The sequence below is a fragment of the Paenibacillus taichungensis genome, from assembly GCF_003287275.1.
Taxonomy (GTDB): domain Bacteria; phylum Bacillota; class Bacilli; order Paenibacillales; family Paenibacillaceae; genus Paenibacillus; species Paenibacillus taichungensis_A.
This window is the reverse complement of the sequence record NZ_QEVW01000006.1, coordinates 535,568-547,888: the sequence shown is the minus strand read 5'-3', so window position 1 is coordinate 547,888 and position 12,321 is coordinate 535,568. Positions and strand designations below refer to the sequence as shown.

Annotated in this window: 14 protein-coding genes and 2 pseudogenes; 8 read left to right on the top strand and 8 right to left on the bottom strand. The window is 44.5% G+C overall.

All coding sequences use genetic code 11. The features are described 5' to 3' along the window. Positions 1-73 precede the first annotated feature (73 nt). The 3 genes from DC345_RS11625 to DC345_RS11615 are packed head-to-tail and all read left to right on the top strand — an operon-like array spanning position 74 to position 2,021. Positions 74-454 carry a GntR family transcriptional regulator gene (locus DC345_RS11625; RefSeq protein WP_064642001.1) on the top strand — a complete coding sequence of 127 codons (381 nt, stop codon included), beginning with the start codon at positions 74-76 and terminating at the stop codon, positions 452-454. Beyond that, a complete protein-coding gene (locus DC345_RS11620; protein ID WP_113053216.1) occupies positions 451-1,326 on the top strand; it encodes an ATP-binding cassette domain-containing protein in 876 nt (291 codons plus the stop codon). Before DC345_RS11625 ends, DC345_RS11620 begins: the two co-directional genes overlap by 4 nt. Further along, positions 1,323-2,021: a hypothetical protein gene (locus DC345_RS11615; protein ID WP_113053215.1), complete on the top strand. Its 699-nt coding sequence runs from the start codon at positions 1,323-1,325 to the stop codon at positions 2,019-2,021. Before DC345_RS11620 ends, DC345_RS11615 begins: the two co-directional genes overlap by 4 nt. Positions 2,022-2,076: 55 nt before the next feature. On the opposite strand, the gene DC345_RS11610 is transcribed toward DC345_RS11615, so the two are convergent. From DC345_RS11610 to DC345_RS11595, 4 genes and pseudogenes are all read right to left on the bottom strand, one after another. After that, positions 2,077-2,592, bottom strand: a complete 516-nt coding sequence (locus DC345_RS11610; protein ID WP_113053214.1) for a hypothetical protein — start codon at positions 2,590-2,592, stop codon at positions 2,077-2,079. A 206-nt stretch (positions 2,593-2,798) separates the two neighbouring features. Then, positions 2,799-3,572, bottom strand: a complete 774-nt coding sequence (locus DC345_RS11605) for an isocitrate lyase/PEP mutase family protein (RefSeq protein ID WP_113053213.1) — start codon at positions 3,570-3,572, stop codon at positions 2,799-2,801. Positions 3,573-3,648: 76 nt separating this feature from the next. Then, positions 3,649-4,695: a bifunctional transcriptional activator/DNA repair enzyme AdaA gene (locus DC345_RS11600; RefSeq protein WP_113053212.1), complete on the bottom strand. Its 1,047-nt coding sequence runs from the start codon at positions 4,693-4,695 to the stop codon at positions 3,649-3,651. A gap of 93 nt (positions 4,696-4,788) precedes the next feature. After that, positions 4,789-4,926 (bottom strand): annotated as a pseudogene (locus tag DC345_RS11595) (DMT family transporter); the annotation flags it as partial. A 488-nt stretch (positions 4,927-5,414) separates the two neighbouring features. Here DC345_RS11595 and DC345_RS11585 point away from each other — a divergent pair. Next, positions 5,415-5,990 (top strand): lysozyme, encoded by a 576-nt coding sequence (locus DC345_RS11585; protein WP_113053211.1) that lies wholly within the window; start codon positions 5,415-5,417, stop codon positions 5,988-5,990. Positions 5,991-6,080: 90 nt separating this feature from the next. Here the strand turns inward: DC345_RS11585 and DC345_RS11580 are convergent, their stop codons facing one another. Both DC345_RS11580 and DC345_RS11575 read right to left on the bottom strand, forming a co-directional pair. After that, positions 6,081-6,683: a hypothetical protein gene (locus DC345_RS11580; protein ID WP_113053210.1), complete on the bottom strand. Its 603-nt coding sequence runs from the start codon at positions 6,681-6,683 to the stop codon at positions 6,081-6,083. Positions 6,684-7,041: 358 nt separating this feature from the next. Then, positions 7,042-7,152, bottom strand: a pseudogene (locus DC345_RS11575) (IS5/IS1182 family transposase); the annotation flags it as partial. A gap of 183 nt (positions 7,153-7,335) precedes the next feature. On the opposite strand from DC345_RS11575, the gene DC345_RS11570 reads away from it, so the two are divergent. Continuing rightward, the gene (locus tag DC345_RS11570) at positions 7,336-7,917 is read left to right on the top strand and encodes a hypothetical protein (protein WP_258530624.1); all 582 of its coding nucleotides are present in this window, start codon (positions 7,336-7,338) and stop codon (positions 7,915-7,917) included. A 199-nt stretch (positions 7,918-8,116) separates the two neighbouring features. Here DC345_RS11570 and DC345_RS11565 read toward each other — a convergent pair whose 3' ends face one another. Beyond that, positions 8,117-9,034: a phosphatidate cytidylyltransferase gene (locus DC345_RS11565; protein WP_113053209.1), complete on the bottom strand. Its 918-nt coding sequence runs from the start codon at positions 9,032-9,034 to the stop codon at positions 8,117-8,119. A 96-nt stretch (positions 9,035-9,130) separates the two neighbouring features. Here DC345_RS11565 and DC345_RS11560 point away from each other — a divergent pair, with 96 nt between their 5' ends. After that, positions 9,131-9,670, top strand: coding sequence for a C40 family peptidase (locus DC345_RS11560; protein WP_076287277.1), 540 nt, complete (start codon positions 9,131-9,133; stop codon positions 9,668-9,670). Positions 9,671-9,790: 120 nt separating this feature from the next. On the opposite strand, the gene DC345_RS11555 is transcribed toward DC345_RS11560, so the two are convergent. Continuing rightward, positions 9,791-10,252, bottom strand: coding sequence for a VOC family protein (locus tag DC345_RS11555; protein WP_113053208.1), 462 nt, complete (start codon positions 10,250-10,252; stop codon positions 9,791-9,793). 161 nt (positions 10,253-10,413) lie between these two features. Here DC345_RS11555 and DC345_RS11550 point away from each other — a divergent pair, with 161 nt between their 5' ends. After that, complete coding sequence (locus tag DC345_RS11550; protein ID WP_113053207.1) at positions 10,414-10,848, top strand: Lrp/AsnC family transcriptional regulator; 435 nt, start codon at positions 10,414-10,416, stop codon at positions 10,846-10,848. A gap of 162 nt (positions 10,849-11,010) precedes the next feature. Beyond that, positions 11,011-12,306, top strand: a complete 1,296-nt coding sequence (locus DC345_RS11545) for a GntP family permease (RefSeq protein WP_113053206.1) — start codon at positions 11,011-11,013, stop codon at positions 12,304-12,306. The last annotated feature ends 15 nt before the right edge of the window (positions 12,307-12,321 follow it).

The following is a 12,321-nucleotide window of genomic DNA, read 5'->3' as shown; positions in this document are numbered from 1 at the left end:
TCCGTGTACTATAGTTAGTCACATGAGTAACTAACCGACTAACTAATTAACGATGGATGAAAGTTGGAATCGCATGAAATCGAATTTGGATGAATCTCAGCCTATTTTTCATCAGATATCCATGATGATTATGGATGACATTGTAGATGGCAGACTGAAGGTGGAGGAACAGGTTCCTTCAACCAATGAACTTTCTCGCTTTTATAATATTAATCCAGCCACTGCACGCAAAGGGCTTCAAACGCTAGTGGACAAAGGTATCATATACAAACAGCGAGGTGTTGGCATGTTTGTTGCAAAGGGAGCCAGGGAAGCGTTGCTTGTTGAGCGAAAACAGCATTTCTACGAGGAATATATTAAGCCGTTACTTGAAGAGGCCAGACGCATTCACATGAATGAGGACATGATTATCGATTTGATCCGCGGCAAGAAGGATAAGGAGAGTGAGTTATGATTCAGATCGAGCAGGTGACCTACAGCTATCAACAGACGCCGGTGCTAAAAAACGTGACTTTACATGAGAGTGAGCCGATCATTAGTGCAATGTGGGGAAGAAACGGTGCCGGCAAAACGACTTTGATGAGTCTACTCGCGGGCCATAACCGACCTGATGCTGGAACCATCCAAGTGATGGGCCAGGATCCATACAATAATTTGGCCGCACAAGAGAACCTGTGTTATATCCAGGAGAACCATCCCCTGGGTAGAAATTGGACGATCAACGACATGGTTCGATTCGGTCAATACTTCCATCCTCAGTGGAATCAGGCTCTCGCTGAGCAACTAATCGACATGTTCGAACTACCAGTGAAAAAGAAGATCACCAAATTCTCAAAAGGCATGAAGACTGCCGCTCAGATGATATTGGGTCTTGCCAGTAACGCAAGAGTAACGATTCTTGATGAGCCCACCAATGGACTTGATGCTGAGAAACGTAAATATTTCTACAATACTTTATTGGAGACTTATGAAGATAATCCGCGTCTAATTCTAATATCAAGCCATCATATTGAGGAGATTCAGCCTTTATGTGAGTCCCTCATCGTTCTGCAAGCCGGGGAAGTGTTGTTTAACCAACCGATGGAAGAGATGCGCGAAAAAGGAGTTCTTCTAACAGGGAGAATGGAAGATATTAATCGAGTCACTGCAGATGTGAAGGTCATAGAATCTTCCCAGATGGGATCTACCTTGAAAGTGATGATTGATGAGCCATACTCGAAAACGTGGAAGGACATCGCTCATACACAGGGGCTTTCCATTGAAAAGGCAACATTACAGGATTATTTGGTCAACAGGACGCGTAATCAGGAGGGGATTAAGCGATGAACTCGGTGAAAGGTACGAATCGGCTGATTCTGGACGATATGCGCTGGTATTTAATGATTTTCTCGTCAATTACACTCATGCTTACAGTTGTTTATTTGGCCATTGGATTCATCTTCGATGTGACGTATACGACTCAACTATTTGGTCCAATGTACGGAGGAATCTGTGCTTTTGCGGTCGCGGGCATCATCACATTGTTTCCGGTTGCGATAGGTATGGGTAGTACACGAATACAGTTTATGAAATCCTTCTATATCGTTTCAGTATGGATGGTCGTAGGAACAATTACGATACTGAATGTCATCTATTTCATTATGCATCTTCTCCATGAATATGGAACGCTTGGCGTAACCTTTTATCAACCAGGCATGCTGTACTCAAGCCAATATCAATTTTTCTCCTATTTGTGGATCGATCTGATGATTGGTTTTCTGGTGCTGGGGTTATCCATCTTCTCAACTGTTTGTTGGATTAGATTGGGGATGCGCAATTTTTTCGTCCTGTTTTTTGGGGTTAGCTTAATCGTCACGCTGGTAATTGTTCTATCAGACATGAGCATGTGGGTCCAGTGGTTTACGAATGTCAATCTCATCGCATTGTTCACCACTCTGGGGGTCCTTGGAGGTGCTTTGCTTCTGAGCACGTACCCCATGATGAAGAATGCGCCGCTTACAATGAAAGGCAGAAAAGACTGATCAGATCAGAAAAACACGAGTGCGTACATACACGCCTCGTGTTTTATTGTATGAGTTAAGCCTGAGCTTGTGGTTTGAATCCTTCTTCTTTGAGATACTCTCCAGCTTCGCTGCGAGATTCAAAAGCCATATCCAGATTAACACCGGAATACACATACCACATGTCATCTTCATATTTTAAAGTAAGTGTATGTCCATCCTCATCGATCCATGTTCCGCCACTAGTAGAGGTTGCTAATGTAGGAGCAGCTTTTGCTTGTTGTTCTGGCTCTTTTGATTCTACCGCATTGGGATTGTGAGACATCGCTTTAATTGTTTCATCTAACAGTGTGCGTAGATCTGCTTCGGAATAATCACGAATATTGACGAACCCTTTATCATCGGTCTCATAGTTGGGCAGCAGCCCTGCATAGATATAACCGTTACCGTTAGGATGAATATGGAGAGCAACAATCTTTTTCTCGTACGCACTTTCTTCGTAGTGAAAATTAACACGGCCGAGAGAAACATCTTTGCGTTGCAGTTGGGGATACGATTGCAGCACTTCAAGCTTTTGTTCAACGTTAAGCATATTTTCCTCCTGTTAGTGTTGGGTAGTGGTGATTATAACATACATAGGTGAAAAGATAAGCATCAAAAAACAGGCGCACTCTAGCACCTGTTTGAGGATTCACATCATTGATGATCATTTTATAACCGCTTTACATTAATCACTTTTATCGAAATCATGAGAAAGTATGCCTACCTCTGATGAAAAATGAGAAGTGCGTCTTTTTGTTAGTTTCCAGATAGAATACTTTGCCCCAGTTCTTTCAGGTGTTCCATCGCTTGCAGATAAGGATAAGGCCCATAGCTTACGCGTGCCACACCCAGCCCGGCAAGTTGTTTTGGTGAAGGCTCATGGGATGTGACCATCACGTTGACCGGAAGCGACGAACGTTCACACAATTGCTGAATCAGTTGTTGATTCTGTAAACCCGGAACGAACAGACCACTGGCCCCTGCTTCTGCATAAGCCTTGGAACGAGTCAGTACTTCTTCCAGGAGAGCGTGATTGTGGCGTTCAGGTGCATTTTGCAAAAAGATATCTGTGCGGGCGTTAATAAATAATGGAATGCCTGACTGATCCGCAGCTTCCCGGGCAGCCGACAGTCTCAGACATTGATCCTCCACTTCGTACAGTCCTGCGCCAGAAGGGAGCTGATCCTCAATATTAATTCCCACGGCACCGTGATGGATCACTTGGCTCACAGTTTCCTTCACTTCTGATGCAAACCTGCCATACCCTCCCTCAATATCGATCGTTACAGGCAAATTCACGCTCGCTGTAATCCGGGCCAGATTGTCCAATACCAGCCGGAATGGCATCGCTTCGCCATCTTGTTCACCGTGGGCAGCAGCGACTGACCAGCTGCCCGTAGCGATTGCCGTTGCTCCAGCAGATTGGATGGCCAGCGCACTCCCGGCATCCCATACATTGACCAGAATCAATGGATTGCCTTTGACATGGAATTGGTGGAACAACGACGCCTTTTCTTGTAGGGTACTCATAAAACTTATCTCCTCCGATACATAGCTGTAATCCTCTTCATACCACTTGCCGTTCTTTTCTTCTCTCTTGGGTTACTCAGATCCCCTGTTTCTCATGAGTTAAAAGCCAGTTTTTGCGTGTTAGGCCACCTCCGTATCCACCCAGTTCACCACTGGCATTGATCACACGGTGACAAGGAATAACAATGGCCAGCTGATTGGCTCCGTTGGCCTGTGCTACCGCTCGACATGCTGTGGGTTTACCCAGTGCATTCGCGATATCCTGATAGGACCTCGTCTCGCCCGGCGGGATCGCAATCAATTGCTCCCATACACTCTTTTGGAATGGTGTTCCTAACCAGAACAACGGGGTATGGAATACAGTTAACGTGCCTTCAAAATACTGCGCAAGTTCCCGTTCAATGGAACGAATCGGCTCTGTTACTCCAGGTACAATGGCTGACTTCGTCCGTTTGCGCAATCGTTCCACCTCACGCTCCAGACCTCTGCGATCCACGAATTCAAGCAGATATAATGCTTTCTCATCCGCTACAGCCATCATGGGTCCGAGACGTGTGTCGATCCAGGACGCCTTCAAGACATGTTCTTCATCTACTTGTGTAGGTGCTGCGCCCATGATACGCGAGAAGGCATCTCGGAACCCGCTGCCGGACTCGTAACCGGTGGACAGCTGGGTATCAATGACCGTGCGACCGGAGCGAATATTTTTCAGCGCCAGTCCCATGCGACGGGCACGGGCATACTCCACAAAGGTCATGCCAAATCGCTTCTTAAACTGACGTCTGGCCGTGGATTCGTCGATGGATAATGCCTTGAAATCCTGGCCTTTCCAGCGTTTCTCCGGATGGTTCTCCACGGCTTCCACCAATACGCGGACCACATCAGATACCTGATTGGGATGAGATAACGGGCGGCAGCGCTGGCAAGGGCGATACGAAGCAAGCAAAGCCTGCTGCGCCGTCTCATAGAATTCGCAGTTTTCGAACTTTGGCTTTCGCGCGGGGCATGTAGGCCGGCAGAATACACCCGTCGTCTTGACGCCTACATAGAATAAACCTTCGTATTCCGAATCCTTGGCAACCAGAGCCTGATAGTATTGTTCTTTCAGTTCAGCAGAAATCATTGGGCGCACGTCCTTATATCAGTAAAGTTTATCCTTGTTGATATTATAAAAAAACGATGCACAGGGCATCGCCGAAAATCAGGCATGAATATTTTATTTTATCAATACTTCCTTATTATTTGCTCGTCCAGTCCAGTTTACCAGAAAGATCCCCAGGAATATGCATAGCCCGCCCATATAGGCGTAATCCCGAATGACTTCGCCCAGAAGTAGCCAGCCGGATAAAACACCGATTGCCCCACCTGCGGCAAAACAACTTTTTAACGGATAATGTTCACTATTTGACATGGCGAAAAAAATATCTTATCTAAGCGATGATGCCATTAATGCCTTGAAGAATGAAATACAAAAAAACGTAAAGCGGTGATTTTATGTTGGTCGAACTTTTAGTACAAGCACAGCAACACCACGATCAGGAGGCAACATTACATATCCTAGAATCTTTTATATCAAAGATCAAAGCTTCCTTGCGACGAGTGCCCCCGATCATCGAGAGGATTTAAGACAGGAACTCTATGTCAAAATGATTGAGGTGATACAGACTTTCGATACTAGTGAATTGAAATAAAATTTGGAGCGTGGTTGTAAAAAAAGAGACTCATTTCTCTTTATATATATGTGAAGGCAATACGGCATTGCAGAAAACTTGGGAATGGTTGTTCTTGCTATGATTCCTCCTTATTGTTCTTCTATTAAAAATAATTTCAGGAGTGATTATTATGGCAAATCTAAGCGCTAATGGAGCAACTTTTATGAAAGGGCATGAGGGACTTAACTTAAAATTCTATGCCGATCCAAAAGGCTTTCCAACAGTTGGATATGGACATCTGATAACAAAGTCTAAAACATACACAGCGAATACAACTTTAACCCAAGCTCAAGCTGACGCTCTATCAAAATCTTTGGGACTCAGTTATACTTCTCCAATTACTCAGTCTCAGGCAAATACATTTTTCACCAATGATACTGCAAGTGCTGTATCATCCGTAAATAAAGTGTCACTTCCTGCAGGTATGTCCCTTTCACAAAATCAGTTTGATGCACTTGTTTCGCTTACTTTTAATGCAGGCTCTGGGGTACTTAGTACCGATGATGTAGTAGCTCTGCTTGCATACAAGCTAATCTACCCATCTTTCCAAGGGCCACGTTCAACTCAGGAACTTGACAATTGTTCTAAACTAGTAAGTAAAGCATTTTCATATGATAGAAGTTTGCAAAGACGTAGAAATGAAGAAGCTGAATTATTCTGTAAAGGCTCGGGTTATACTCATAAATATCCAGTATATACACTATAGTTCAATCGTCTTACAACACAAACAAGAAAGGTCAGCCTTTATGGCTGACCTTTCTTTCTTTTATCACAGAATTTATTACCACAAGCAAACTCATTTAGTCATCTGTTTTTCAAGCTCAAAAATAGTCGCCTCTGATAATAAGATCAGCCTATCGTTATTAACAACAAAGAAACTTACGCTAACAGGTATACTGAGCTTTGTTGATGGATCACTTATATCGATGGCTTTTACTAAATCATTAGCATTCAGATCCGGCATATCTATTTTATATAGTCTATAAAATGCGTCAGCGTTATCGCATGTTGATGTAATTTCATATAATGGATTCTTCAGCTCATATTGATAATTACTATAGTTTTTTAATCCTTTTGATGAAAAAAAGTCTTTTTTGATTACAATTTCATCTCCAATAAATTTTTGCCCTGTTGGATATTCAGAAGCATCATTATAAGAATTTGCAAACCCAAGGTGCTTCTTGACTTTCCAAGTTCCGTAAATAAATTTTTCAGTTTCACTATCCAATTTTTCACGTCCTTGCGAACAATACTCGGAGGTACTAGCTGGACTGGTAGACTCCTTTGCTTCAGGTTTTGGCTCACTAGATGTATTTGAACTTGAAATCGTTTCAACCTTTCCACAAGCTGATGCTAACATCAGCATTATCATCATACAAGCCAATAATGTTTTTTTCATATCTCACACTCCTACTATAAAATTATGTTTTCGCAAGTTACTCGCTTGATAACTGAGTTAATCCCCGTATGGATTAAAATCTCCTGTTCCATCGTTTTTTATATCACCATGTGCTAAAAGCTATTTCCATGCAGCGAGTAATCCTTCCCTGCTGTATATCAAATGGGGGGGGATGCTGTTACTTTATTTTTCGATGTCGCTCATTTTTCAACAATTTATTCCCCTTTTATCTACCTAGCAGAAATTATATCAGAGCAATTTAAGTGATGAATGACATAAAATTAACATTATTTATGAATATGGTTAACTTTATGTTATCTAAATCACAATCAACAATTTCCAATAAAGTCCTGGACAGAGTCAGGAACTTCAACATCCGTTTTCCAAGTGCATCAACTACGGCATGAATTTTGGTGCTTCGTACTCCGCGGGAACGTCCGATCGCTTGCTTTGCCCCCTTTTTACGCCTGATCCATTCTGGTGAACACGCACAATTGATGAAATAATCGAGCTGTTTTATAACTCATTTACATAATATGGAGCTTAATGTGAGACGATATGGTGTAGTAATTACTATAGAAGTGCTGAATGGAAAGTTCTCTTTGGGTGAATGCATCGTGCTTGTTACTTTAGATCAATGGAGGGAGTTCCAATGATGAAAAATAATAAAAATAATTCTATACTCTGGGTGTCTGCGCTATGTATTTTGCTGTTGACCAGTGCATGTGGGGCGAAAAACAACAACGAATCCGTACAGGAACACGCCTATCCACAATCGAAGCAGCCCATAGAGGAAGCGGGAAATAGTTCCGTTCCCAATATAGAGGCGAAGAATAACAATAATCAGGCGAGCGAAAATGTGAATGAAGGCAAACCTTCGGTCCAATCGGAATCCTCCGCTGATGCGGAAGGACAGGTCATGATCGTCATTGACCAGACGGATAAGCCGTCCGAGGGCAATAGCTTTGATTTTGCGATAAAACAAATTCCTGAGGGCTACGCTTTATCCGAGATGCGCTGGACGTCCAACACGGTAACGATTGTAAATTCCTACAAAGAAGCGATCGAGCATGGCGCAAATGGAAAAGAAGGGTTTTATATCAGTGGTGACGGGCAATTCTCCGGATTTATCTATTCGGATGAGATGAAGGGTGAACGTGGCAAAGCGACGTTTGTGTTTACCAATGAAGAGGGGAAAGAAGTGACCTCGGAGAAGGAAATTAAATTAAAATAATCAGGCAAATCATAGTTATGTGCCGTCTTTTCTGTGGATTCAAAAATGGAAAATGAAATAGGCACATTATACATGCGCCTTCATTTCGCCCATAAATGAGTAAAAGCAGCCGTAAAGGCTGCTTTTTATTATGAGCTCTCACTTTATTCTATCGACTGAGCGTTTCCGCACCTCATATCTGTAACAGATACTGCTGCTCCTACATAAAGTCGAAGAAATAACGCACCACGTGGAACATGACCGGAGAGGTGTACGTCAGGCTGTCGACCCGGCTCAGGTAGCTTTTTTTCAGCGCATCGAACTTATTGTCATCTCCGATTAACAAATCCCGCTTCAGAACAGAAACCGTCAGACTTCCGAAGAACCCAGCCAGAGCGATTAACACACCGATGAAAAGCGCGAAACGTGCATCAAACGGAGTCAGGTAAGGATGAATGAAATAAGAGGCAGCGGTGGTTATAACGAATGCACAGGCGAACCCTTCCCATGTCAAAAAAGGATTGGCCGTGGGCACCACTTTACGTTTGCCCAGATAGAGCGAGGCCAGATAATGCACCACATCATTCAGCTGGGTTAACACGACCAGGAACAGGACAAGCTTTGAACCATATTCCGGTGTTGCGAACGGGAAGTAGGCCAGATGACTAAGTCCAAATACCATCAGCATCAAACCCCATTGCGTCGAGCTGACACTGCGAAGGAAGCCAACTGTGCCCTTATTAATCAGACGTGGCAGGGGCAACACCAGGAAGACATATAGCGGAATAAACACGATAAACATCCCATACCATCCAATATAGATCCAGTAGAACTGTACCGGAATCGCCAGATACGCCCATAGAAACAACCTACGATCAGCTTTGCGGGTGCTGCGGATCATGGAGAAGTACTCCTTCAGCGCGAAAAAGGTGAGTACCATAAGAGAGATCAAGGAGACAATCGGATTGAAGAGGGTGGCGAGGCAGAAGATGACCAACATGCCCCACCAGGTTTTGATTTTGTTGCCAATGCCCGAATAATCCTTGTCCGGCTGAAGCTTCGTAATGATTTTGTACACGATATGTATGACCAGTAAAGCAATAAAAATCAGTGTTAAGGTAAAGAGTGAACTGCTCAAGTACAATCACCTGCTTATCCAGAAGTAAGATTCCAATATAGGGTACCTATGTTATTATGAAGGAATAGTACCAACTTGATAAGGGGAAATTTCGTTATGACAGAACCACGCTCCATCTATATCCTGCTTACGAATACGGGAACGTTGTTTACCAAAGTCATTCAAAGTTACACGAGAGCACCATACAACCATGCCTCCATCTCATTTGACCGGGAATTATCCGAGCTGTACAGCTTTGGTCGCAAGCATCCGAGCAATCCGCTGAACGGCGGGTTCGTGAAGGAAGATATTCAGACAGGTACATACAGCAAGTATCCAAATACCACATGTGTCATTTATGAGCTTCAGGTGACGGAGCGTGAGGTGGAAAAAATGAAACGGGTGCTGCACATCTTCATTCGCAGCCGCCAGAAATATATGTACAATCTGCTTGGTGTGATTGGCATTACGTTGAAGGAGCCAGTAGAGTTCAGCAACTCCTACTTTTGCTCGCAATTTGTTGCCGAGATTCTGCAACGTTCAGGCATCAAACTGTGGAACAAGCTGCCTGCGCTGGTGACCCCGGATGATTTTCGCCAAAGTGAACAACTGCAGCTGGTGTATGAAGGGAAGTTAAGCGATTATACGCCGGATTGAAGAGAGGGAATGAGGGCAAGGAGTGCCCATACGCTCGCTGTCCTATTGCTCAAATAACATAGTATAAAACAGCCTGCCGCCACGGATTTTCGGGCAACAGGCTGTTCGGTTTGCATAACCTTAAATCGATGGTGTAGAGGAACTGTCAAAATCAACCTCTTCGAGGAATTCGATTACTTCACCATTTGGACTATGCACAACCGCATTTCGAACTTGAAGTGGAGGTTCACCAAGTGAGATCCAATCGGGTTGAACATAAGGCTTGGCACCATGAGCAAGCGCTCGCTCGTATATCTCTTCCACATGGTCTACGTAAAAGGCGAAATGCAGCAAGGCCCCATGTTTTACTGCTTCGGGAGAGTCTGCTGGTTCGCCTTCGGCCGCGATTACGGCTCCGGGGTCAAACAGTTCAATGCAGGTGCGTTGATCCGGTGAGATCAGCATGCACGCCTCGGTAATTTGAAAGACGGGCAGACTCCAGGAGTGGCCAACTTTAAATCCTAATACATCGATATAAAATGAGAGGGTATCCTTATAATTACGTGCTTGAATGGCTACGTGAGCAAGTCCGTTTACACTCATGCTCATCACTCCTTCTTCAGATTGTTTTCTAAAGTATAAAGGGAACGGTGCATTGGAACCATGCGATATCAAAGGATATAATGGAGTAAGAGTTGTAATTTATGAGTTCTTTTATCCCAAAAAACTTATTAAATTAGCCTGATACTCAGGAGGGTCTACAAATGGGTTATGTTATAGATGAGATCGACCAGCAGATTATGCGTTTGCTGCAGCACCATGCACGCCTGCCGATTGTACAGATTAGCAAAGAGGTGAACATGTCCCAACCTTCGGTCAAGGAGAGAATTCTCAAACTGGAGGAAAATGGGGTCATATCGGGATATTCAACCATCTATGATCTGGCCAAACTAAACCGTGGAACAACGACTTTTATTTTGCTCAAAACAGAGCATTGTGAGGAATTCGTTCGCTTCTGTGAACAGGCTGTTGAGGTCACGGATTTATATCGGATTAGCGGTGAGTACAACTATCTGATCAAGGTACAGACGGCAACCATTGAAGAACTTGCTGAGTTCCAGGACTCCCTTGTGAAGCTAGGGCCATCCAAATCCCATATCAGTATGAAAAATATAATGGAACACCGTGTGCTACTCTAGGAAGTGGCCAAGCACGTTAGTGTAATGGTGGCAGGATATTCGGTCCTGCCACTATTCATTGTGCATGTGCACAATGAATTTCGTCTGTTCATCAATATTTATTTGGCTCACCAGCAACTATAATGAAAGCGTGTTCAACAAGTGCATGGGGGGCAATGGACAATGGAACCTTTAACAATTAGCTGGATCGGCGCGCTGGCAGGACTTGCGATTGCGATTATACTGATTCTGAAGAAGCTGAATCCGGTCTACTCTTTATTTCTGGGCGCAATTGTAGGCGCTTTAATTGGCGGAGCCAATCTGGAAGAGACCGTAAATATACTGGTGAACGGCACACAAAGTGTCATGGGTACCGTGCTCCGCGTTTTGGCAGCCGGGGTGCTGGCTGGTGTCATGATGGAGTCGGGGGCAGCTGAGACAATCGCCCAGGCCATCGTGCGAAAATTTGGCGGCAGCAAGGCCATTCTGGCTTTGGCGCTGGCAACGATGATTATTACAGCCGTTGGGGTATTTATTCCCGTGGCCGTACTGATTGTAGCGCCAATTGCGCTATCCGTCGGTAACAAAATGGGCATATCCAAGCTGGCGCTTTTGCTGGCTTTATCCGGTGGAGGCAAGGCGGGGAATATTATCTCCCCAAATCCCAATACGATTGCTGCGGCGCGGGGATTCGATCTGGATCTCAGCAATGTCATGCTGGCAGGTGTGATTCCAGCCATCTGCGGATTAATTGTAACTGTTATCGTAGCTTCAATGCTTAAAAACAAGGGTGTAATGGTAACCGATCAGGAAGCGGAGCAGGGTGATGTGGATACATCACAGTACCCACCACTGAAAAAAGCGATTGTGGCACCATTAGTTGCCATCATTCTTCTGATGATTAATCCGATCGGCTCCATTACAGGTATAACAGCACTATCTACATTCAAAGTGGATGCGATGTACATTCTCCCGATTGCGGGTATTATCGGTATGCTGGCGATGGGGCAGAGCAAAAACATTGTGAAATACACGACTTCTGGGTTGAATAAAATGACTGCCACCGTGCTTATTCTGGTCGGAGCCGGTGGCATTGCGGGACTGATCTCTGCATCCGACCTGTCAGGTCAGGTGGTTAGTCTTATTGAAGCATCCGGGATATCTGGTACTTTCCTGGCGCCGATTGCTGGTATTCTGATGGCGGCAGCGACGGCTTCCACCTCGACAGGAGTTATCCTTGCCACCGGTTCATTCGGAGATGCAATTCTGAACATGGGGACCGCTCCGCTCGCAGCGGCGGTTATGGTACACACGGGTGCGACAGTTATCGATTCCTTGCCACAGGGCAATTACTTCCACGTCTCGGCTGACAGCATGAAGATGACAATCAAGCAGCGGATGGGCGTTATTCCTTATGAGGCGATCGTGGGTGGAACGATGGCGATTGTAGCGACGTTAATCTACGGATTTATTCTTTAATAACACGGAGGGGGT

What these genes read in the sequence shown, in the direction of transcription:
- DC345_RS11625 (WP_064642001.1), top strand. Translation starts at nt 74, where the DNA reads ATGAAATCGAATTTGGATGAATCTCAGCCTATTTTTCATCAGATATCC.
- DC345_RS11620 (WP_113053216.1), top strand. Translation starts at nt 451, where the DNA reads ATGATTCAGATCGAGCAGGTGACCTACAGCTATCAACAGACGCCGGTG.
- DC345_RS11615 (WP_113053215.1), top strand. Translation starts at nt 1,323, where the DNA reads ATGAACTCGGTGAAAGGTACGAATCGGCTGATTCTGGACGATATGCGC.
- DC345_RS11610 (WP_113053214.1), bottom strand. Translation starts at nt 2,592, where the DNA reads ATGCTTAACGTTGAACAAAAGCTTGAAGTGCTGCAATCGTATCCCCAA.
- DC345_RS11605 (WP_113053213.1), bottom strand. Translation starts at nt 3,572, where the DNA reads ATGAGTACCCTACAAGAAAAGGCGTCGTTGTTCCACCAATTCCATGTC.
- DC345_RS11600 (WP_113053212.1), bottom strand. Translation starts at nt 4,695, where the DNA reads ATGATTTCTGCTGAACTGAAAGAACAATACTATCAGGCTCTGGTTGCC.
- DC345_RS11585 (WP_113053211.1), top strand. Translation starts at nt 5,415, where the DNA reads ATGGCAAATCTAAGCGCTAATGGAGCAACTTTTATGAAAGGGCATGAG.
- DC345_RS11580 (WP_113053210.1), bottom strand. Translation starts at nt 6,683, where the DNA reads ATGAAAAAAACATTATTGGCTTGTATGATGATAATGCTGATGTTAGCA.
- DC345_RS11570 (WP_258530624.1), top strand. Translation starts at nt 7,336, where the DNA reads ATGATGAAAAATAATAAAAATAATTCTATACTCTGGGTGTCTGCGCTA.
- DC345_RS11560 (WP_076287277.1), top strand. Translation starts at nt 9,131, where the DNA reads ATGACAGAACCACGCTCCATCTATATCCTGCTTACGAATACGGGAACG.
- DC345_RS11555 (WP_113053208.1), bottom strand. Translation starts at nt 10,252, where the DNA reads ATGAGTGTAAACGGACTTGCTCACGTAGCCATTCAAGCACGTAATTAT.
- DC345_RS11550 (WP_113053207.1), top strand. Translation starts at nt 10,414, where the DNA reads ATGGGTTATGTTATAGATGAGATCGACCAGCAGATTATGCGTTTGCTG.
- DC345_RS11545 (WP_113053206.1), top strand. Translation starts at nt 11,011, where the DNA reads ATGGAACCTTTAACAATTAGCTGGATCGGCGCGCTGGCAGGACTTGCG.